19 protein-coding genes are annotated in these 20,597 nt (G+C 56.7%); 14 read left to right on the plus strand and 5 right to left on the minus strand.

All coding sequences use genetic code 11. From position 1 onward, the window contains the following. The first annotated feature begins 397 nt into the window (after nt 1-397). Complete coding sequence (locus tag F0155_RS10900; protein WP_208999229.1) at nt 398-1,354, plus strand: tetratricopeptide repeat protein; 957 nt, start codon at nt 398-400, stop codon at nt 1,352-1,354. 245 nt (nt 1,355-1,599) lie between these two features. On the opposite strand, the gene F0155_RS10905 is transcribed toward F0155_RS10900, so the two are convergent. The 4 genes from F0155_RS10905 to erpA all read right to left on the minus strand — a co-directional run bounded on the left by F0155_RS10905 (nt 1,600) and on the right by erpA (nt 5,077). Beyond that, a complete protein-coding gene (locus F0155_RS10905; RefSeq protein WP_150524547.1) occupies nt 1,600-2,094 on the minus strand; it encodes a hypothetical protein in 495 nt (164 codons plus the stop codon). Between the two features lie 671 nt (nt 2,095-2,765). Beyond that, complete coding sequence (locus F0155_RS23915; protein ID WP_244303506.1) at nt 2,766-3,758, minus strand: exopolyphosphatase; 993 nt, start codon at nt 3,756-3,758, stop codon at nt 2,766-2,768. A 126-nt stretch (nt 3,759-3,884) separates the two neighbouring features. Then, the gene (gene xth / locus F0155_RS10915; RefSeq protein ID WP_150524548.1) at nt 3,885-4,667 is read right to left on the minus strand and encodes an exodeoxyribonuclease III; all 783 of its coding nucleotides are present in this window, start codon (nt 4,665-4,667) and stop codon (nt 3,885-3,887) included. A 68-nt stretch (nt 4,668-4,735) separates the two neighbouring features. Continuing rightward, the gene (erpA, locus tag F0155_RS10920; protein WP_150524549.1) at nt 4,736-5,077 is read right to left on the minus strand and encodes an iron-sulfur cluster insertion protein ErpA; all 342 of its coding nucleotides are present in this window, start codon (nt 5,075-5,077) and stop codon (nt 4,736-4,738) included. Between the two features lie 195 nt (nt 5,078-5,272). On the opposite strand from erpA, the gene F0155_RS10925 reads away from it, so the two are divergent. The 3 genes from F0155_RS10925 to F0155_RS10935 all read left to right on the plus strand — a co-directional run bounded on the left by F0155_RS10925 (nt 5,273) and on the right by F0155_RS10935 (nt 11,190). Beyond that, on the plus strand, nt 5,273-6,490 hold the full coding sequence (locus F0155_RS10925; protein ID WP_150524550.1) for a deoxyguanosinetriphosphate triphosphohydrolase: 1,218 nt from the start codon (nt 5,273-5,275) through the stop codon (nt 6,488-6,490). Between the two features lie 93 nt (nt 6,491-6,583). After that, complete coding sequence (gene argS / locus F0155_RS10930; RefSeq protein ID WP_150524551.1) at nt 6,584-8,353, plus strand: arginine--tRNA ligase; 1,770 nt, start codon at nt 6,584-6,586, stop codon at nt 8,351-8,353. Between the two features lie 80 nt (nt 8,354-8,433). Continuing rightward, complete coding sequence (locus tag F0155_RS10935; protein WP_150524552.1) at nt 8,434-11,190, plus strand: SPOR domain-containing protein; 2,757 nt, start codon at nt 8,434-8,436, stop codon at nt 11,188-11,190. A gap of 74 nt (nt 11,191-11,264) precedes the next feature. Here F0155_RS10935 and F0155_RS10940 read toward each other — a convergent pair whose 3' ends face one another. After that, on the minus strand, nt 11,265-12,275 hold the full coding sequence (locus F0155_RS10940; protein WP_150524553.1) for an alpha/beta hydrolase: 1,011 nt from the start codon (nt 12,273-12,275) through the stop codon (nt 11,265-11,267). A gap of 113 nt (nt 12,276-12,388) precedes the next feature. On the opposite strand from F0155_RS10940, the gene nagZ reads away from it, so the two are divergent. From nagZ to F0155_RS10990, 10 genes are all read left to right on the plus strand, one after another. Continuing rightward, entirely contained in the window at nt 12,389-13,408 is a 1,020-nt protein-coding gene (nagZ, locus tag F0155_RS10945; RefSeq protein WP_150524554.1) for a beta-N-acetylhexosaminidase, read from the plus strand. Between the two features lie 57 nt (nt 13,409-13,465). Then, the gene (locus tag F0155_RS10950; protein WP_150524555.1) at nt 13,466-14,278 is read left to right on the plus strand and encodes a segregation and condensation protein A; all 813 of its coding nucleotides are present in this window, start codon (nt 13,466-13,468) and stop codon (nt 14,276-14,278) included. Beyond that, nucleotides 14,268-14,966, plus strand: coding sequence for an SMC-Scp complex subunit ScpB (scpB, locus tag F0155_RS10955; protein ID WP_425299919.1), 699 nt, complete (start codon nt 14,268-14,270; stop codon nt 14,964-14,966). The genes F0155_RS10950 and scpB overlap by 11 nt, the downstream gene beginning before the upstream one ends. Nucleotides 14,967-14,971: 5 nt before the next feature. Then, nucleotides 14,972-16,111, plus strand: a complete 1,140-nt coding sequence (locus F0155_RS10960) for an ABC transporter ATP-binding protein (RefSeq protein WP_150524556.1) — start codon at nt 14,972-14,974, stop codon at nt 16,109-16,111. A 126-nt stretch (nt 16,112-16,237) separates the two neighbouring features. Beyond that, on the plus strand, nt 16,238-16,459 hold the full coding sequence (locus F0155_RS10965) for a twin-arginine translocase TatA/TatE family subunit (protein ID WP_150524557.1): 222 nt from the start codon (nt 16,238-16,240) through the stop codon (nt 16,457-16,459). A gap of 53 nt (nt 16,460-16,512) precedes the next feature. After that, on the plus strand, nt 16,513-16,944 hold the full coding sequence (gene tatB / locus F0155_RS10970; protein WP_150524558.1) for a Sec-independent protein translocase protein TatB: 432 nt from the start codon (nt 16,513-16,515) through the stop codon (nt 16,942-16,944). Next, nucleotides 16,941-17,738, plus strand: a complete 798-nt coding sequence (tatC, locus tag F0155_RS10975) for a twin-arginine translocase subunit TatC (protein WP_150524559.1) — start codon at nt 16,941-16,943, stop codon at nt 17,736-17,738. The genes tatB and tatC overlap by 4 nt, the downstream gene beginning before the upstream one ends. Nucleotides 17,739-17,803: 65 nt before the next feature. Further along, the gene (serS, locus tag F0155_RS10980) at nt 17,804-19,081 is read left to right on the plus strand and encodes a serine--tRNA ligase (RefSeq protein ID WP_150524560.1); all 1,278 of its coding nucleotides are present in this window, start codon (nt 17,804-17,806) and stop codon (nt 19,079-19,081) included. 1 nt (nt 19,082) lies between these two features. Next, complete coding sequence (surE, locus tag F0155_RS10985) at nt 19,083-19,841, plus strand: 5'/3'-nucleotidase SurE (RefSeq protein WP_150524561.1); 759 nt, start codon at nt 19,083-19,085, stop codon at nt 19,839-19,841. Nucleotides 19,842-19,868: 27 nt separating this feature from the next. Beyond that, nucleotides 19,869-20,552: a protein-L-isoaspartate(D-aspartate) O-methyltransferase gene (locus tag F0155_RS10990; protein WP_150524562.1), complete on the plus strand. Its 684-nt coding sequence runs from the start codon at nt 19,869-19,871 to the stop codon at nt 20,550-20,552. Nucleotides 20,553-20,597 lie beyond the last annotated feature (45 nt).

A 20,597-nucleotide genomic window follows, 5' to 3' on the forward strand; every position in this document is an offset into this window, starting at 1 on the left:
GGAGAATGGTCATCTGGTCAGTTTTCACGCCTCAACCGGTTGTGAAAAAGTTGTGTCATTCGTGCAACAGCAAGTTTCGAAGTCGCTGGTCAAACCGGTTGCAGACAAATTTGCCGCTGTTCGGCCACTTTTCGGAAACACCCATATGGCTACGATAAATGTCATGCGTCCGTGAGGATCAGCAGGCGAGCCAGTCGAGGCAAGAGTAACAAGCGACCGGTTCACAGTCCTGCAGGAACTTGCGATGTGACGATACCAAAAGACCTTGAGACGACCGTCTTTTCGCCCAAATTCATGGCTGTTCGCCCATGAATGGACGAAATGAGGAGGTAAGTTTCAAAGGTTGAAAATAAAGACATGGACCGGTCCTCCCGGGCTATGGAGAGAGTTAGCGATCATGCCCCAAGTGCGGCAGTCAATTGATGGTTTGAAAACATGGAAAGTCGGGGCAGGCGAAAAGCCGTCCGCGGTTCGCCAGTTTTCCAACTTGCGCGCCATGATGCGTCGTAGCCGCTGGTCTGCGGCTTCCTTCTCCGGTGCGTTTGCTGCCTTTCTCGTTCTGGCAACCCCTCAGCATGCCTCCGCGCTGGATGTGAATACGACCACAAAGGAAGCTCCTTTGGCGGCGCAGCCTCTCAGTCCGATGGAAGCGCTGCGCAGTGGTGCGCGGAAATACTATTCCGGTGACAAGGAAGGTGCCCTGCAATCGCTGCAGTACGCCGCCGAGAACGGGGAGCCCATGGCTGCCTGGAAGCTGGGCGAAATGTATGCGCACGGCGATGGGGTCAAGGAAGACGATCGCAAGGCATTCCAGTATTTCTCGCAAATCGTTCGCGAGCATGGGGATGACCGGCCGGATGCACCCGATGCTCCGTTTGTGGCCAGCGCATTTGTTGCTCTCGGCAGCTATTACCTGAATGGCATCAAGGGTGTCGTTCCGCAAAATCCGGCACGGGCCAAGCAGATCTTCACCCATGCTGCATCGTATTTCGGCGATGCGGATGCCCAGTTCCAGTTGGGTCAGCTCTATCAGGGCAGCAGCGATAAACTGGCTGTGCGTTGGTATAATCTGGCTGCCCTGAAGGGGCATGTTGGCGCGCAGGCCCGTCTCGGTGAAACGCTGTACAATCTGGGTAACTCCGATGCGAAGCGCGCACGTGGTCTGATGTGGATCACGGTCGCTCGCGATCAGGCTGCGAATACCAGTGTTAATTGGATACTGGATCTGCACGAGCGCTACTTCGGTCTTGCAAGTGAACCGGTGCGTGATCTGTCTCGTCGCATGGCTGACACCTGGATCGAGCGGAACCATCCTGAACTTGTTGCAGCCAAACAGGTTGTCACGACGGAATAGTCTTCAGACAATCACTGTCGGATCAGGCACTTTCTGATCAGGATGCCTTTGTGGGCAGAGCCTGAACCTTCGGGATTTTGGTCTGATTCTGCAGGGTGTTCGAAGCCGTCGGGCAGGGAGCCTTTGTCATGTTCCAGGACGTGTTGTTGAGAACATAACCGCATTGCGCCATCTGCGGGCCGTCCCAAACAACCGTGTAAAGTAGGCGGACCTTTTAAAAAATGTCATCAGTCCATGCTGAACAGCTAAGGGCGCTCGTTGAACTTCTCTAGGTCAAACTCTCGCAGTTTGGTAATATCGTATTTCTTCCAATTGTCAGTTAAGGCTGGTTTGTCGTTTTCCCAAACCAATCTCATTTCATCTAGATCGCCTTCAGGTGAGCTGGCTCTGACCTCTAAAACCCAATTTCCATCGTTTCCGGGCATTCTGAGTTTTGAGATGTCATGAGTTTCCAAAAATATCTTCCGATTTTCGATTATTCTTGTGTTGGTTATTCGGATGTGTAGCCAAATTAGAAGACCGATAGGCGCGCCTAGGAATACAACAAGATCAACGAGCAAGGTTTCCGCTGTCGCAGGCGGGTAAAGGCCGAAATATTCCGAAAATACTGACCCGCCAAGTGGGACAAAGAATAAAACTGCGAAAAAATAAAATGGAATAAACAAAATATAATATGATCCCCAGAGTATTTTTTCGACTTTGCTGTAGTTGTATCCGATATCTAGTCTTCTATCTTTCATGGAATAACCTGAGCGTCTTTGAAAAAAATTCTATGCTTCATATTGTCACTATTTTTTGCCAAAAGCTAAGATTCTAAGCCTGCGTTGTCCAGATGAATTATTTGGGGAGTGGCTATTTTTAGTGAGCAATCTTTCCAGGCTGACGCACGTCTTGAGCGTGTTGAACGCCCACAAAGAGATAGCACATACGAGTTTGTTAGCTTTTGAGTTTTTGTGATTGAAACGGTCTTGTCGGTTTTGGATAGGACATGTTTGGATTAGCCTCTGCCGTCGGGCAGGGTGCCTTTGTCATGTTCCAGGACGTGTTGTTCAGAACATAACCGCATTGCGCCATCTGCGGGCCGTCCGGGCCTTTCAGGCAGATGACATCCCCGACGCTGTAATCATTTCCCTTGTATCGGCATGTGCAGGGGGCTGCATCGGCAGGCAATGCCAATCCCAACAGAAGCGAAGTGCCGAAGCTGAGTAGAAGGCCGAGGTTTTTTGCACGCTGACTTTTCGTCAGTGTCTCGAAGGGCCCGGCTTGTGCCGATGTGCCGGGCGTGGAGCGGCGCACGATTATCCCATTGAACAGAATCGTATCATGCGTTCCACACGCCTGCAATATCGATGACGCAGGGGCTTGCTGGTGTAGGCAGCCTTGATTGGCGAGATATTGGCCTGATCTGGGATCAGGCGGAGTCCGCCTTCACCTTCTCGATCAACTCGGCGAGTGTCTCTTCGGCCTTCGGAGTGTCGATCTGGCAAGTGCCTGCCGCAGTATGCCCGCCGCCGCCATATTTCAGCATCAACTCTCCGATGTGCGTCGGGTTCGAGCGGTCGAAAATGGATTTTCCGAAGGCAAATACAGTGTTCTGCTTCGCCTTGCCCCAGAGCGCGTGGCAGGAAATGTTGGTTTCCGGATACAGCGCATAGATCATGAAGCGATTGCCGGAATAGATCGGATCTTCGTCTCGCAAGTCGAGCACAGCCAATGGACCGTGCACTGTCGTGCAACGCCTGATCTGATCTTCGAACAGCTCCTTGTGGGACATGAAGAGGTCGACACGTTCCTTCACATCCGGAAGTTCGAGAAGGTTGTCGATATTGGGTTCTTCACGGCAGAAATCGATCAGCTGCATCATCAGCTGGTAGTTTGATATGCGGAAATCGCGGAACCGGCCAAGGCCTGTGCGGGCATCCATCAGGAAGGACAAGAGTTCCCAGCCCTGCGGGTTGAGGACATCTTCACGGGTAAACTGGGCTGCGTCGGCCTTGTCGACCGCGTGCATCATGTCATCGGTGACTTTAGGGAAGCGTGCTTTGCCGCCGAAATAGTCATAGACCACCCGGGCTGCCGACGGGGCCGTGGAATCGATGATGTGGTTGTCGTAGAATTTGCCGATGCGCTTGGTTTCGCTGTCGTGATGGTCAAACGCGAAGCCGACACCCGGCACATATGGCAGGTTTGTCGTGATGTCTCCGAGGCCAACCTCGATGATACCGTCCTGCATGTCCTTGGGGTGCGCAAAGGTGATTTCGCCGACAAGGTTCAGCTCTTTCAAGAGAACGGCGCAGACAAGCCCATCCATATCAGAGCGTGTAATGAGCCGGTATCCATCTACCGGTTTCAGTTCAAACAGAGACTGAAGTGTGGTTGGTACCGCTTGCCCATGTAAATTCATCTCTCGGACCCCGAGTTTTTCAAGATAAATGGGAGCGTTTCATGAAAAAGTTAAGATAAACTGGACTTTTCTGAAAATGCTTAGGCCGTTTAATACCTGCATCTCCAATTCGTCCACACAGCCTAATCAGGCCGCCAGACGCACCCAAACCGGAACATGGTCGGAGGGCTTCTCCCAACCGCGCACGTGCTTGTCGATCCCGCAGCCGGAGAATCGGTCCGTGGCGAGCGGTGACATCAGGATATGATCAATCCTGATGCCGTTGTTCTTTTGCCATGCACCGGCCTGATAGTCCCAGAAAGTATATGTCTCCGCAGCATCCGTGCAGGATCTGACAGCTTCGGTGAAGCCGAGATTGAGGAGGGTGCGGAATTTCTGGCGGCTCTCCGGCTGGAACAGAGCGTCATTGGTCCAGTTTTCGGGGTTCCTGGCGTCCTTGGGATCTGGAATGACATTGTAGTCACCCAACATCAGGAACGGGGTTTCTTGCGCAAGGCGACACTTCGCGTGGGCGATCAAGCGGTCCATCCATCCAAGCTTGTAGGGAAACTTCTCTGTTCCGAGCGGGTTGCCGTTTGGCAGGTAGAGGCAGCCGACGCGTACAGCGCCTGTTTCAGTCGAAATGGTGGCTTCGATGTAGCGGGCCTGTTCGTCGCTGTCATCACCCGGCAGGCCGCGTTGGATGTCCTCCAACGGCCGTTTTGAAATCAGTGCAACACCGTTGAAACTTTTCTGGCCGTGGGTTTCGACATTGTAACCGAGCGCCTCGATCTCTTCCCTTGGGAAGTTTTCGTCGATCGACTTGATTTCCTGCAGGCAGGCGACATCCGGGTCCGCTTCTTGCAGCCACGCGAGGACCGTTTCAAGGCGGGCTTTCACCCCGTTGATGTTCCAGGTGGCAATTTTCATCGGTGCGGTCTCGCGGGTCGGAAACGGGAACCGGGCAGCAGCAGGCTGATGCCCGTAAATTGAGGCTATCAGATCGTGAAGCTTGTTCCGCAGCCGCAGCCTGCAACCGCATTCGGATTGTTGATCTGGAATGACTGGCCGATCAGATCGTCAACAAAGTCGATCTCCGAGCCTGCCATGTATTGCAGCGAAATGCTGTCAACGAGAACGGTGATGCCGTTCTTGACGATTGCCAGATCATCGTCTTCGCGAGACTGCACGAGGTCATATTTATACTGCAGTCCCGAACAGCCGCCGCCTTCCACACTGACACGCAGCATGCTGCCCTCGGGTTCTGCTGACAGAATTTTAGCGATCCGCTTGGCAGCGCGGTCGCTGACTGTTACGGGATGTTCAAGCGTTTCGGTCATCGCCTTGCCTTGATTCTCTCTGCTTCTGCCCTGTAGTCAGGGCGCCGCGAAAAAGCTGACTTCAATGCATAGGTATGATGCAAGGCCTCAGGCGTCAATGATACGCCCCGACAACCGGCGTATCAGCAAGGGATAATTCAATAATTGATCATCGGCAGCGACCTTGCGCCATGATCAGACTACCGGTGGGAAGACATGAGACCAGGTATCGGGTATGGCGCGCAACCTTTGGCGGACTATGCCGAGCATCCCGGAGAGAGCAGGGGGCGGCTTGTGCCGGAACCCGAAAGCCCGACCCGCACGCCCTATCAGCGGGATCGCGACCGGATCATCCACTCTTCCGCGTTTCGTCGCCTGAAGCACAAGACGCAGGTGTTCGTCTATCATGAAGGCGACCACTTCCGGACGCGTCTTACGCATACGATTGAAGTGTCCCAGATTGCGCGTGCGCTTGCTCGTGCGCTCAAGCTGGACGAAGACCTCGCCGAATGCCTTGCGCTGGCCCACGACCTTGGCCATACGCCCTTCGGGCATGAGGGTGAGGATGTCATGCATGAATGCATGGCGCCTTATGACGGGTTCGATCACAATGCCCAGTCCTTGCGGGTCGTAACCCATCTGGAACAGCGCTACGCAGAGTTCAATGGGTTGAACCTGTCCTGGGAAACCCTTGAGGGGCTGGTCAAGCACAATGGACCGCTCGTATCACCGGATGGCAAGCCGCTAGGCAAGTTCGCCGGTTCCCAATTGCCCTTTGCCATTCGCGAATATGCAAAGCAACAGGATTTGTTGTTTGACACGTGGCCGGGCGGCGAGGCGCAGGCCGCCGCCATTGCCGATGACATTGCCTATGATGCGCATGATCTGGATGATGGCCTCAGAGCCGGGCTCATCAAGGTGGATGACCTCCGGGACGTGCCATTCCTGCGTGCGATCCTTGAGGAAGTCGACGGCAAGTATCCCGGACTTGAAGAACAGCGCCGCATTCACGAGATTGTCCGCCGCTCGATCACCCGCATGGTGGAAGACGTCATCAATCAGGGCTTCAGGCAGCTTGAAAAGCACAAGCCGTCATCGGCAGACGATATCCGCAAGGCCGGGGAGTGCATGGTGACATTCTCGCAAGAAATGGCTGCTGCAGAACGGGAAGTGAAGGCGTTTCTCTTTGCCCGTGTTTACCGCCACCCGGATGTTCTGGCTGTCCGCAAGCTGGTGGCAGGTGTCGTGCGCGATCTTTTTGCAAAGTTCCACGGGGGGCCCGATGTCATGCCGTCGCCATGGAACAGGGGCGTGGATACCATGAGCGAAGCAGCGCGTGCCCGCAGGGTATGCGACTACATTGCCGGGATGACGGATCGTTATGCGATCGATGAGCATCGACGTCTGTTTGACCATACGCCTGAATTGGGGTAGGCCCTCGCGATCAATTCGTCATGCCTGCAACACCAAGGTGATAAACTGCGGTGAGCGGGCCTTTTGTGCAAATCGAGATACCGGTCGGCGGTCATGAACATCTTCACTGAGTTTTCCGGGCGCGTGCAGCAGGCGCTTGGCAGGTTGGACCTCAAAACACAGGACGGCGGTGCGCCCGACCTGTCCCGCGTTACGGTCGAATCGCCGCGAGACCCGGCTCATGGGGATCTCGCCACCAACGCGGCCATGGTGCTGTCGAAACAAGTCGGCATGAAGCCGCGCGATCTTGCCGAGAAACTTGCCGAACTGCTCAGGGCTGATCCGGACATTCAGGAAGTGGATGTGGCCGGACCCGGCTTCATCAACTTTCGGCTCGCCCATTCCATGTGGCAGAGCGTTCTGAAGTCGATCCTGGAGAAGGGCGTCGACTTTGGCCGCTCGACACTAGGCGGTGGCAAGAAGACGAACGTGGAGTATGTGTCCGCGAACCCGACCGGCCCGATGCATGTCGGCCACACGCGGGGTGCCGTTGTTGGCGATGTTCTGGCAAATCTTCTGGACTATGCCGGCTTTGACGTCACGCGCGAATATTACATCAATGATGCCGGTTCCCAGATTGAAACCCTGGCGCGCTCTGCGTTCCTGCGATACCGCGAAGCGCTTGGCGAGGACATTGGCGAGATCCCTGCAGGGTTCTATCCGGGTGACTACCTGAAGCCGGTCGGCGAGAAACTCGCTGCCGAGTACAAGGATGGCTTGAAGCAGAAGCCGGAAGAGGAATGGCTGCCAATCGTCAAGGATCTGGCCGTTTCCATGATGATGGACATGATCCGGGAGGATCTGGCCTGTCTCAATGTTCATCACGACGTGTTCTTCTCCGAGCGCACGCTCCATAGCCGCGATGGGGTCAACGGCTCTAAGATCGATGAAATGCTCGACAGCCTGCGCGAGCGGGATCTCGTCTATCAGGGCACCTTGCCACCACCCAAGGGTGAGGTTCCGGAGGATTGGGAAGACCGCGAGCAGACCCTGTTCCGTGCCAGCGACTATGGCGACGACACTGATCGAGCGCTCAAGAAGTCCGATGGCACCTACACCTATTTTGCCGCTGACGTTGCCTATTTCCGTGACAAGTTCCAGCGCGGCTTTGAGGACATGATCTATGTTCTTGGTGCTGACCACAGCGGGTATGCCAAGCGCCTTCAGGCCGTGGGCAAGGCTGTGTCCGATGGCAAGGCTGACGTTGTTGTGCGTTTCTGCCAGTTGGTGAAACTCTTCAAGGGCGGTGAGCCGTTCAAGATGTCCAAGCGGTCAGGTGATTTCGTGACCCTTCGCGATGTTGTTGAAGAGGTCGGGCGCGGTCCGGTCCGCTTCATGATGCTTTACCGGAAAAATGATGCCCCGCTGGATTTCGACTTCCAGAAGGTTACCGAACAGTCGAAAGACAACCCGGTGTTTTATGTCCAGTATGGACATGCCCGGTGCTGTTCGGTTCTGCGGCAGTCAAAGGAAGATATTCCGGGTCTCCAGGTGACCGAATCTGACCTTGCTGGCGTCGATTTTTCTGACCTTACTGATTCGGGTGAATTGGAACTTTTGGCCAAATTGGCGCTGTGGCCGAAGATTGTGGAGGCGTCAGCCGAAACACATGAACCACATAGAATCGCCTTTTACCTGTACGATCTCGCCAGTTCCTTGCATGCGCAATGGAATAAAGGCAAGGATTTGCCGCAATTACGTTTTATTAACGCTGATAATACCAAATTAACTTTGGCACGGCTCGCGATGGTCCGGGCAGTGTCGCTGGTTATCGAGTCTGGTTTGTCAATTCTCGGAGTCGATGCACCGCAGGAAATGCGCTGAAAATTGCGTTATCGGGACTTGTCGTCTAGCTTTGTGCTGAAGGAGGGCAAGAAGTTGTTTGGCCGGATCACAGTCTATCGATGGTAAAAGATTTCGGAACACCTTCACAGGGCTCTCAGCCTGCCCAAGACGGCGGCGAAGACGAAACACGCGTTGCGCTGGATGATCCGCTCCTTGAGCTGGCGCGGATCGTTCATCAGAACAATCAGACGGGGGGCTCGGTGACAAGCAATCGCGTTGGCAACACCGATTACTTTGCTGACCTTGATGAGGTTATTCCGGGCTTTGCGCGTGAAGCGCGCAGGATCGGCGATCAACCGGATGCTCAGGGTCGGATAGAACCGGATTTCACAGCCTTCCGTGAACCTGTGCGGACACCGGCGGAGCAACAGCAACAGCCCGTCGACGATGTCGTTTCCGAGGAATACTACGAAGAACAGGTCGACAACGGTGCTGACGACATCATTGCCGAAGTTGATCACGGATATAGTGCGCAGCCTGCAGACAGATCTTTTATTCCAACCGATCCGTTTGTTGCGAGCTTGCAGCGCGAGTTTGCCAACGATCTGGGCATCGGCCTGACCGACGAGCAACCAGCTGAACAGCCTGTGCAGCAGCCGAAAAGCCGTACCGCTCCGCAGATCCACCTTTCTCCCGAAGACCTTCTGGGGGATATGGCTAACAGCGATTTCCTGTCTGCCGAGGAGTTCGAACCGGAAGCGCCTGTGCAGGTAGAGGCTCCTTCTCAGCCTGCTCGTGAAGAAGCTGCTATTCCCGGTTTCATGGCCAATGCATTTGCGGCCTCCAAGCCACGGGTGACCGAAGAAGCGCCGAGTGCCGGTTATTCCCAGACTCAGGAATTCGGTGCCGATTTTGCCGCTGCGATGGAGGACGAGCTGATCGGCGCGTTCCGCCAGTCTTTCGGGCCGCAAGGCCAGACTGCTGTGGCAATGCCGGACGCTGACCCGATCGAAGCGGATGCCGACGACCACTCCGGTTTTGAGCCTGAATTCGAACCGGTACCGGAACCGGAAGTCATGCGACAGCCGCAGGGTCCTGCTCCTGTTGTTCCGCCACTGGAAATGCCCAAGGCGAGCTACGAAACTTCAAGGTCTTTCCTGGCAGAACCCAAAGCACCGGTGCAGGCCCAAGTGGAAGCTGAGCCGACACCGCCGGAAGTGAAGGCTGATCCGCTGGATATCCTTGCGCGCATGGCAAGCCGTCCGTCTCCATCCCCTGCAACGGAAGTTACACGGGAGGTGGATGAACCTCGTTCGGCTGCGGCGCATATTGCGCCAGTGCCACCGCAACGAAAAGTGCCGACACCGGCCGAGTTTTCGCTTACGGATATTGCCGACGAAGAACCTGCATCCTCGCAGGAAGAAGAATTTGATTCCCTTTTTGCAGAGCTGGACCCGCCCAAACGGGAAGTGCCTGCCGAGCCGGTGGTAAAGCCACAGGTCGCTTCAAGTCAGGAAGAAATGGCGCGTTCCTATCATCAAGAGCCCCGATTTGACGATTTCCGTGCCTCGAGGGCGCCCGCTTCACCGGTCAATGACGACATAGACGATATGGCGTGGCCCGCAGCTGCGTCCGCTGTTCCGCAGATTGAGGATGACGAAACGCCTCCGCCGCCGGAAGGCTATGACCTTGATGCCGTTGCAAAGGCGATGCAGGAAAGCGACCCCAGCCTTGATGGGTCCGGTGTCCTGCCGCCACATCCTCGCCAGCAACGCGCGGCAGCACCTGCCGAAAAGCCGAAGTCCCGCAAGGGGATCATGGCAGCGGCGGCAGTGCTGGGTGTTGCCGTTCTGGGCGGTGGTGCCTTCATGTTCATGGATTCCGACGGGATTGAAGCGCCGAGCGGCGCGCCGCCCATTATCGCGGGCATTCAAGGTCCCCTCAAGATCATGCCGGACGCAACGACCGTGGATGCGGATCCTGATGGCTCCAAGCTTATATATGATCGGGTTGGCGGCAACGAGGACACGTCCAACGAACGTTTGATCCTGCCCGACACACCGAAACCGGCTGAACTTCCGCCCGCACCTGAAAATGCGACCGGAGCTGATCCGCTTGTTCCGGGCGCGCCGAAACGTGTCCGCACGGTTATTGTTCGACCAGACGGCACGATTGTTCCCGGCGCAGATGCCAATGGATCGGCTCCTCGTGTAATCAGCACAGTTCCTGTGACCATCAATCCTGGAACCCAGCCGGCTCCAACGCCTGCGGCTCCGACGAACCCGGTACAGACTACAGCTGTCGACCCGGCGGCTGTTGCGCCTGCAAATGGCGGGCAGCCAGCGATCGTGACGACAACACCTGTCGACACGACCACGGTCACAACGGTGCCTGTGACGCCGGAAGGCGTGGCAGCTGAGGTTGTCGACCAAAGCCAGGCCGTATCGGTAACACCGCGCCGCAAGCCGGCTGCACCTGTTCAGGTTGCGACCGCTCCGGTCGTTGTCACTCCGGTCCAGACGCAGACAAATCCTGCGCCGTCGCGCCCGTCAGGTCCGCTTGATCTGTCCAATCCGGGCCCTGCTCCGGTCGTTACACAACCAGTTTCCACCGGAGGCTCGATTGCAGCTGGAACCTATGTGGTTCAGGTGACGTCGCAGCGTACCGAAGGAGCGGCCCGTGATGCCTATCAGGGCCTGCAGCGGCGCTATCCGGGTGTTCTGGGCAGTGTGAACGCGGTTATCGTTCGAGCCGACCTCGGTGATCGCGGCACGTTCTATCGGGCCCGCATTCCGGCGAACTCCCGCGCTCAGGCAATCTCGCTTTGCGAAAGCCTGAAGTCAGCCGGTGGAGATTGCTTCGTACGCCAGAACTGATCATCAGTCGTTTGAAATAGAAAAGGCCGCTCCGTTGGGGCGGCCTTTTCAGTTTCAGGTGTCGCCAAGTCTGCTCAGCTCAGCGCCTTGGCGAGAAACGGCAGACTTCTGTCCATCCGGTAATCGATTGAGGAGTGGTTGTCATCGAACTCCTCATAGACATGGTCGACGCCGGCGGCTTCCAGTTTCCTGGTGAGGCGACGGGCTCCATAGACAAGATTGTACTGGTCTACCGTGCCGCAATCTATCCATAGGCCCTTCAGCGATTTGAGCGCGTCGGTATGGTGGTCGGCCATATGGACCGGATCCCATTTCAGCCATGCGTCCCAGCGATCCTGATCGAGCTCACAGGTTTCCGAATCGACCGGCAGGCGAATGCCGCAGAAGACGGACGGGTCCGGATCCGGGTCATAGGTTGCGGCCATGGCAAAGGTCATCAGGTCGTGAAAGGCACCGCCCGGATATTTCGGTCCCTTTTCGAAGTCGGTGACAAATGCTTCCACCGAGCCTTTACGGGCTATCGCACGCAGCGCGCTCGGCATTTCGGGAAGGTAGCAAAGCTCGAACGCCATGTCGCCGGAATGGCATGCCGCAGCGGACCAAACGTCTGCATGAAGCATGGCATGGACGATGGAGCCATAACCACCGGAGGATTTTCCGAACACGCCGCGCTTGCCGGGGCCACCGCAGCCAAATGTGCTTTCCACGGCCTCCAGCATTTCTGTCGTCAGCCACGTTGCCCAGGGGCCCATGGAGAGACTGTCGATATATTGGTTCCCACCGAGACGGGTGAAGCAATCGGGGAAGGCAACGGCGACAGGCGGCATGGCGCCTTCGTGAATGAGCCTGTCGACCCGCTCGGGCACGTTTTCACCAAAGTTCTTCCAGTTGACGTGGGCCGGACCGCCGGATGTATATCCGACCAGATCGACAAGCAGGGGCAGGTCTTCGCCCGAATGTCCGGCGGGAATGTAAACAATGATCTCCCGCGTTGCCGCGTCCCCAAGTCGGTTGTCAGCCAGCATTTCGGATTCGATCGTGAGCCGGTGCAGGGTTCCTGCGGGAATGTCCGGATGGAAACGCATAAAATTCTCCTGACGTCTTGAAACCTGTTCCTTTCATTGCAAAGCCTTTATGAGCTTAGCAAGGGCCGAACGTCGTTTTGGCACAACCACGCGAACCGGGATCACGATTTTCCATGGCAAAGGCATTTATCAGCGGGTGTTCAGGGCAGGCGCTCACGAACGAGGAAGTGATGTTCTTCAAGTCCGAGGACCCTTGGGGCCTGATCCTGTTTCGCCGCAACATTGATAACCCGCAACAGGTGAGGGACCTGACCAGATCGTTTCGGGACGCTGTCGGACGTGATGATGCACCGGTGCTGATCGATCAGGAAGGGGGACGGGTCATGCGGCTGCGTCCGCCGCATTGGCCGTCCTTTCCGCCGCAAAAGCTGTTTGGAGACTTGTTCCTGACCGAGCCGAAACGGGCGAGGGAGGCTGCGTTTCTCGGTGCGCGGTTGATTGCCCATGAACTGCGTGACCTCGGGATAAATGTTGATTGCCTTCCGTGCCTCGATGTTTCCTTCCCTGAAACGGTGGATGCCATTGGCGACCGATCTCTTTCCGCCGATCCTGCCATTGTGGGTGATCTTGGCCGCAAGGTTTCAGAGGGATTGCTGGCCGGAGGTGTCCTGCCTGTCATCAAGCATCTTCCGGGGCATGGTCGCTCCCTGATCGACAGCCATCTTGATCTGCCGCGAATTCCCGCCGCGCTTGATGATCTGGAAATGGTCGATTTCAGCCCGTTCAAGGTGTTGGCCGACCTGCCACTCGCCATGACGGCGCATCTTCTCTATGAAACCATCGATCCGAATACACCCGCGACCCAGAGCCAGAAGGTCATCGCCGAGATCATCCGCGGGGCGATCGGTTTTGACGGATGCCTGATGTCTGACGACATTTCCATGAAGGCGCTGGGTGGGGATATGTTGGATAGAGCCCGGAAAACCTTTGCTGCAGGTTGTGACATTGTGCTCCACTGCAACGGTGAAATAGCAGAAATGAAGGCTGTTGCCGCAGCTTCCCCGACCTTGGGTGGCAGGAGCCTTGAGCGCTGCGAAACAGCCCTGCGACGGATCTCTGCTCCAATTGCGGAGTTTGATGCAGGGGCGGCTCGCGCACGATTTGATGACCTGATCGCTCCCCTGGTTGCGTGACGGGTGAGGCTGCTTGAGTATTGCGTCTGTCAACAGGCGGCCTGATGAGGGTTGATGATGAGCAACGATGACTTCCACGACTTGCTGGACGGAAAGGAGCCCGGGAGCGAACGGGCGACGACAGATCCGTTGCTGGTTGTTGATGTCGACGGGTTCGAAGGTCCCCTTGATCTGCTGCTGACGCTTGCACGGAACCAGAAGGTGGATCTGGCGCGGATTTCTATTCTGGCGCTGGTGGAGCAGTATCTTCAGTTTGTCACCGAAGCACGCAAGATGCGGCTGGAGCTTGCCGCAGACTATCTGGTCATGGCGGCCTGGCTTGCCTATCTGAAGTCCCGCCTGCTGCTGCCGGAGCAAAAGGATGATGAGGAGCCGACCGGTGAAGAACTGGCGGCTGCACTCGCATTCCGGCTGAAACGACTGGAGGCAATGCGCGGATGCGCCGACCGGCTGATGGCCAGAAACCGCTTGGGACGGGACATCTTTGCCCGTGGCGCACCGGAAACGATGAGCGTTGAACAAAAGAGCATCTGGTCGGCGACGATCTATGAGTTACTGACGGCTTATGCCACTCAACGACAAAGACAATCGGTAACCTCGGTTCGGGTGTTGAGGCGCACTGTCTGGTCGCTGCAGGAAGCTCGCGAATTGCTGGTGCGGATGATCGGCAGGATCGGGGAGTGGGCCCCGATAACGAGTTATCTTCAGGACTACATGTATGACGACGAGAACTGGGCGACCGTCGTTGCCAGTACCTTTTCCGCGAGCCTTGAAATGGTGAGAGAAGGGCAGATTGAGCTGCGACAAAGCAGCCCCTTCGCGCCGGTTTATATTCGCGCCTGCCAGACGGAGACGAACCGTGGAACCTGAAGACCAGCTTCTGGAACTTGGAACGGACGGTCAGCTTGCAGTCGTCACAAAGCCGGATCGTGAAGGCGTCCGCATGGCTGAAGCGTTGCTGTTTGCATCTGCCGATCCCTTGTCTCGCGATGAGCTGGAGGCGCGTCTGCCGCGTGGGACCGATGTTGATGCGGTGATTTCAGAGTTGCGGCGAACCTATTCGACACGCGGCGTCAATCTGGTTCCGGTGGCAGGCAAATGGTGTTTCAGAACGGCGGAAGACTTGTCATTTTTGATGAGGGAAAGCCTTGAAGAACAAAGGAAATTGTCCCGCGCCGCTTTGGAAACGCTTGCGATTATTGCCTATCACCAACCTGTGACGCGCGCCGAGATTGAAGAAATTCGCGGGGTATCCACATCCAAAGGGACCCTTGATGTGCTGCTTGAAACGGGCTGGATTCGGATGCGCGGTCGTCGTAGAACCCCAGGTAGACCGGTAACCTACGGAACGACCGAAGATTTTCTCATTCACTTCAGCCTTGAAAGCATCAAGGACTTACCGGGGGTTGAAGAGTTGAGAGGGGCAGGGCTGCTTGACAGCGCCATCCCAGCCTCTTTCATGGTACCAACGCCCGATGACACGGAAGACTTGTCTGACGACGAGGACCCGCTGGATGACGGCTCCCTGTTTGATGATGCCGAGGATCGAGACACCTGACCCAGATGCCTAGACATTTTGACCAGCGCCCCCAAACCAGCACCACGATTGAGGGTGCGGGGCCGAAATGGGGTGCCCGCGGAACCGCGGGAGCATCCTTTGCCGCTGGTCTGACCTTTGATCACGTGAGCCATGATTATGATGGCAACCCGTCCGTGATCGATCTCTCACTCGATGTTGCGCCGGGGGAAGCGCTCTGTCTGCTGGGCCATTCGGGGTGCGGCAAGACGACCTTGATGCGCATTGCGGCAGGGGTTGAGCGTCAGAATTCCGGACGTGTGGTGATCAACGGCAAGGAAGTTGCCGGACCGGGCGGATTCGTACCGCCGGAAAAGCGCGGCGTTGGCCTGATGTTTCAGGATTATGCGCTGTTCCCGCACATGACGATCAAGGCGAATGTCATGTTCGGCCTGACCAACATGCCGAAGGCTGCCGCCGAACAGGTTGCACATGCTGCGTTGCGCCGAGTGGGGCTCGACGGGTATGCGGATGATTATCCACATGCTTTGTCCGGTGGTGAACAGCAGCGCGTAGCGCTTGCCCGAGCCATGGCTCCAAGGCCCGGTATCCTGCTGATGGACGAGCCATTCTCCGGTCTTGATCGCCGCCTGCGCGACACGGTTCGCGAGGAGACGCTGTCGATCCTCCGCGAAACCCGCGCAACCTGCATCATCGTGACGCATGACCCGGAAGAGGCCATGCGACTGGGTGACAAGATTGCTCTGATGAGAAAGGGCAAGCTGGTTCAGCACGGCACGGCGGACGATCTTTACAATCACCCGAACAGCCCTTTCGTGGCGCATTTCTTTTCGGAAATGAACCAGTTCCAAGGGGTGGTGACATCCGTTGGAATCGAAACACCGCTTGGCATTTTGCCGGCGGGAGACCTTGCGTTTGGTCAGGCTGTGGATGTGTGCGTCAGGCCCCAGGGCATTCTTCTGGACGTGCCGGGCGCGGGAAATGTGCTGGGCCGCGTGTCGGCAAAACGCTTTGTCGGCGAAGTTGATCTGGTGTCCGTGATTGTGGACGGGCTCGATGAGCCCGTGCAGGCGAGATTGAGGGCCGGAAGCGGCTGGCAGGTAGGTCAGGATGTCTGTGTGACAACTGATCCGAAGGATGTCCTTGTATTTCCTGCTGGCAAATAACACCTATAACACTTAGACAGGCTGTCTTACGCCCATCGTTGCATCGGCCGTGTGTTGCGACAACACTTGGTTTTTTGTACAAGGGCTTACAGGCCGCAAGAGCCTACGAAATTGGGAGTTTGGCGTATGGGCATTAGTGTTTGGCAGATCCTGATCATTGCCGTGGTCGTTGTGCTGCTGTTTGGACGCGGCAAGATTTCGGAGCTGATGGGCGACGTTGCCAAGGGCATCAAGAGCTTCAAGAAGGGCATGGCCGAAGACGACGATGCTCCTGCCAAGACCATCGATCATCAACCGTCTGAAACCGTGTCGGCCCAGAAAGCCGAAGACCAGTCGAAGGCCGGCTGATCCGGGGCGCCTTTGCGCGCCCGGTTCTGCATAACTAAGACGGCGGATCGACCATGTTCGATATCGGTTGGACAGAGCTCCTCGTGATTGCCTGTGTTGCGATCATCGTGGTGGGTCCCAAGGACCTGCCAAAGATGCTGCGCACGCTCGGGCAGACCATGGGCAAGATGCGGAAACTGTCCCGTGAATTTCAGTCCACATTCAATGATGCGCTTCGCGAGGCGGAGCAGCAGGCTGATATTGCGGACATGAAAAAGCAGGTTGAGGCGGTTGGAAACTTCAATCCTCTCGGTGATTTGAAGAAATCCATCGAGGAAGATTTCAAGGGCAAGTCTGCAGCTGCTTCAAAACCGGCTTCTGCCAAGGTTGAAGCGCCTGCTGCAACTGCTGCAGCACCAACAGCAACAGCAACAGCTGCTACAGCGCCGTCACCGGCTGCGACAACCGCTCCCAACGAGTCGGTTTCAGAAGAAAACAAGGCATGACACAGGAAGACATCGACGCCTCAAAGGCGCCCCTGATCGAGCATCTGATCGAGCTGCGCCAACGGCTGATTTGGTCGATTGGCGCGGTTCTCGTGATGTTCGTCGTCTGCTTCTACTTTGCCAGCGACATCTACAATATCCTGACCGTTCCGTATTTGAAGGCGGCACCGAACCCGGATGCCGTGAAGATGATCTTCACCGCGCCGCAGGAATGGTTCTTCACCCAGCTGAAGCTGGCGCTGTTTGGTGCTTTGTTTCTTGCCTTTCCGGTCATCGCCTCGCAGGTCTACATGTTCGTGGCTCCGGGGCTTTACAAGGAAGAGCGCGGCGCGTTTCTGCCGTTTCTCGTTGCAACGCCGATCCTGTTCCTGATTGGTGCCTGCCTCGTCTATTTCCTCGTCATGCCCATGGCGATGAGCTTCTTCCTGTCGATGGAACAGGTTGGTGGCGAAGGGAAGGTCGCGATCGAACACCTGGCGAAGGTGAGCGAGTATCTCGGCCTGATCATGGTCCTGATCTTTGCCTTTGGACTGGTTTTCCAGCTCCCCGTCGTGTTGACCTTGCTGGGCCGGGCCGGTCTGGCTACCAGTGAGGGGCTGAAGCAGAAGCGCAAATATGCAATTGTTGCGGCGTTCACTGCTGCAGCAATCCTTACGCCGCCAGACCCAATTTCACAGATCGGTCTTGCACTGCCAACGCTCCTTCTCTACGAAGTCTCCATTCTTTCAGTCAGACTCGTCGAGCGGAAACGGGCCGAGAGGGAAGCAGAGCGCGAGGCCGGAGAGGCCGCCTGATCTGCCGAACATGAGCGTTTCCGGATGGGCGAGCTGCCAAACAACGCGCCGTTCCGGGAAGCAAAATGTTCGACATCAAATGGATCAGGGAAAACAGCGAAGCCTTTGACGCAAGCTTGGCAAAGCGGGGCTTTGAGCCTTCCGCCGCAAAGCTGATCGCGCTGGATGATGCCCGCCGCACCCATATCACCAAGCTTCAGGAAGCCCAGGAGCGCCGGAACTCCGCTTCAAAGGAAATCGGCAAGGCAAAAGCTGCCAAGGACGATGCCAAGGCGCAGGCGCTGATTGACGAAGTTGCCGAGATCAAGGCCTTCATTCAGGCTGGTGAGGAAGAGGAGCGCAAGCTCGTTGCCGCCGTTGAAGCGGCAATGGCTGTCATTCCGAACTTGCCGCATGATGATGTGCCGGTGGGCAAGGATGAGCACGACAACGTGGTCTATCGCACCCATGGCGAAAAGCCGACCTTCACCTTCAATCATCCGCCGAGGGAACATTTTGAACTCGGCGAAGAAAATGGCGGCATGGATTTCAGCACGGCTGCAGACTTGTCCGGGTCGCGCTTTGTGATCCTGAAGGGCCAGATTGCGCGCCTGGAACGTGCGCTCGGCCAGTTCATGATCGACCTCCACACGCAGGAGCATGGCTACACCGAAGTGTCTCCGCCGCTGTTGGTGCATGGCAAGCCGCTTTATGGCACCGGGCAGCTACCGAAATTCGAGGAAGATCTCTTCAAGGCCGGTGATCATTATCTGATCCCGACCGCGGAAGTGCCTTTGACCAATCAGGTTGCCGATCAAATCCTCAGTGACGAGGCGCTGCCGCTGCGGGTGACTGCGCTGACTTATTGCTTCCGCTCGGAAGCGGGGTCTGCGGGTCGCGACACACGTGGCATGCTGCGTCAGCACCAGTTCCAGAAATGCGAGCTTGTGTCGGTCACGACACCCGAGAAGTCGCTTGAGGAACTGGAGCGCATGCTGGACTGTGCGGAGAACGTCCTCAAGAAGCTGGGGCTTCACTACCGTGTCATGACGCTTTGCACAGGCGACATGGGTTTCGGTGCCCGCAAAACCTATGACATCGAAGTCTGGTTGCCGGGGCAGGATACGTTCCGCGAAATCTCTTCCTGCTCGGTTTGCGGAGATTTTCAGGCGCGGCGCATGAACGCCCGGTTCCGTCCCGCAGGCGAAAAACAGACCGTGCATGTCCATACGCTGAACGGATCCGGCATTGCTGTTGGTCGTGCGCTTATCGCGGTTCTGGAAAACTATCAGAACGGCGACGGCACGATCACGGTTCCGGAAGTTCTGCGCCCCTACATGAACGGACTGGAGACAATCGGCTGACATGCGCATTCTGATCACCAATGATGACGGCATTCATTCGCCGGGCCTGACAGCCCTCGAGCGGATCGCTCACACTCTGTCCGATGATGTGTGGACGGTGGCACCCGAGACGGACCAGAGCGGTGTCGCGCACTCTCTGACCCTTAGCGACCCCTTGCGGTTACGTCAGGTCTCCGAGCGTCAGTTCGCACTAAAGGGCACGCCGACGGATTGCGTCATCATGGGTGTGCGCAAGGTGCTCCCCGGTTTGCCGGACCTTATCCTGTCCGGCATCAATCGCGGCCAGAACCTTGCCGAAGACGTGACCTATTCGGGCACGGTGGCAGGAGCGATGGAAGGGGCCATTCTCGGCATTCGTTCCATCGCAGTGTCGCAGGCTTACGACTGGGACACAAAGGCAGAGCCGAATTATGAAACGGCCGAGCGCCATGCACCGGCTCTGTTCAGGAAGCTCATCAATTTCAAGACGCCGCGTTACACTCTTTTGAATGTCAACTTCCCCGCGACGGGACCTGATGGCGTCAAAGGCACCAAAGTGACCGTCCAGGGACACCATGAGCAAAGCGGTCTGATCATCGATGAGCGTAAGGATGGCCGGGGCTTCCCCTACTACTGGCTCGGTTTCCGCGATCGTGGAGATTCGGTGCTTGGCAATTCGGACCTGCAAGCCGTTCGCGACGGCTATATTTCCGTGACGCCCTTGCGCATCGATCTGACAGCACATGATATGGTTTCCGGGCTCGCGCTGGAGCTGGCTTGATTCTCAAACCGTAGCAGAGAGGCTGTCATGGCTTTGGCCGATCAGGAGACCCCAACCGCCAAACCTCTTCAGGATGAGGCTGAGGCGCGCGCGGCCTTCATGCTCGGATTGCGCCGCCGTGGCATTGGCGCTCGGGATATCCTGTCTGCAATCGAACGGGTGCCGCGACGCCTTTTTCTCTCGGCGCGGTTTCATGGACTGGCCTACGAGGATTCCAGCCTGCCGATAGAGTGCGGGCAGGTGGTGTCCGCTCCCTCTCATGTTGCAAAGGTGGTTCAGGCGCTGGAGATCCAGCCGCGTCACCGCATTCTGGAGATTGGTACAGGCTCCGGATATCAATCTGCCATTCTCGGCCACCTTGCGGGACGAGTGGACACTGTGGACCGCTATCAAACCCTTGTCGGACTTGCCGAGCAAAGGATCGCAGCGCTTAAACTGGGCAACGTCTTCGTTCACCATAATGATGGTTTGTTGGGGCTCAAACAGAAGGCTCCATTTGACCGAATAGTTCTCAATGGTGCTGTTGAAGAGGTCTCAGAAGAACTGCTGGGGCAACTTGCGCCCGACGCAATACTTGTTGCTCCTGTCGGAGCGGCAGGAGAGACTCAGGAACTGGTGAAACTGTCACGATTCAGTGGAAAATTTGCCAAGATCACGATCGGCGAGGTGAGGGCGGTCTCCCTGATTGGCGGAAAAGCCTCGCAGCTGTAGGGTTTTAGTTAAAATTCGAATTTGGCACCCGATATTCAGCCTTTA

The organism is Roseibium sediminis, assembly GCF_008711325.1.
GTDB classification, from domain to species: Bacteria; Pseudomonadota; Alphaproteobacteria; order Rhizobiales; family Stappiaceae; genus Roseibium; species Roseibium sediminis.

Coding starts and splice junctions, on each gene's coding strand:
- tatB (WP_150524558.1), top strand. CDS start 16,513: ATGTTCGATATCGGTTGGACAGAGCTCCTCGTGATTGCCTGTGTTGCG.
- argS (WP_150524551.1), top strand. CDS start 6,584: ATGAACATCTTCACTGAGTTTTCCGGGCGCGTGCAGCAGGCGCTTGGC.
- F0155_RS10925 (WP_150524550.1), top strand. CDS start 5,273: ATGAGACCAGGTATCGGGTATGGCGCGCAACCTTTGGCGGACTATGCC.
- F0155_RS10990 (WP_150524562.1), top strand. CDS start 19,869: ATGGCTTTGGCCGATCAGGAGACCCCAACCGCCAAACCTCTTCAGGAT.
- F0155_RS10935 (WP_150524552.1), top strand. CDS start 8,434: ATGGTAAAAGATTTCGGAACACCTTCACAGGGCTCTCAGCCTGCCCAA.
- serS (WP_150524560.1), top strand. CDS start 17,804: ATGTTCGACATCAAATGGATCAGGGAAAACAGCGAAGCCTTTGACGCA.
- F0155_RS23915 (WP_244303506.1), bottom strand. CDS start 3,758: ATGAATTTACATGGGCAAGCGGTACCAACCACACTTCAGTCTCTGTTT.
- F0155_RS10940 (WP_150524553.1), bottom strand. CDS start 12,275: ATGCGTTTCCATCCGGACATTCCCGCAGGAACCCTGCACCGGCTCACG.
- tatC (WP_150524559.1), top strand. CDS start 16,941: ATGACACAGGAAGACATCGACGCCTCAAAGGCGCCCCTGATCGAGCAT.
- xth (WP_150524548.1), bottom strand. CDS start 4,667: ATGAAAATTGCCACCTGGAACATCAACGGGGTGAAAGCCCGCCTTGAA.
- F0155_RS10950 (WP_150524555.1), top strand. CDS start 13,466: ATGAGCAACGATGACTTCCACGACTTGCTGGACGGAAAGGAGCCCGGG.
- nagZ (WP_150524554.1), top strand. CDS start 12,389: ATGGCAAAGGCATTTATCAGCGGGTGTTCAGGGCAGGCGCTCACGAAC.
- F0155_RS10905 (WP_150524547.1), bottom strand. CDS start 2,094: ATGAAAGATAGAAGACTAGATATCGGATACAACTACAGCAAAGTCGAA.
- erpA (WP_150524549.1), bottom strand. CDS start 5,077: ATGACCGAAACGCTTGAACATCCCGTAACAGTCAGCGACCGCGCTGCC.
- F0155_RS10960 (WP_150524556.1), top strand. CDS start 14,972: ATGCCTAGACATTTTGACCAGCGCCCCCAAACCAGCACCACGATTGAG.
- F0155_RS10965 (WP_150524557.1), top strand. CDS start 16,238: ATGGGCATTAGTGTTTGGCAGATCCTGATCATTGCCGTGGTCGTTGTG.
- F0155_RS10900 (WP_208999229.1), top strand. CDS start 398: ATGCCCCAAGTGCGGCAGTCAATTGATGGTTTGAAAACATGGAAAGTC.
- surE (WP_150524561.1), top strand. CDS start 19,083: ATGCGCATTCTGATCACCAATGATGACGGCATTCATTCGCCGGGCCTG.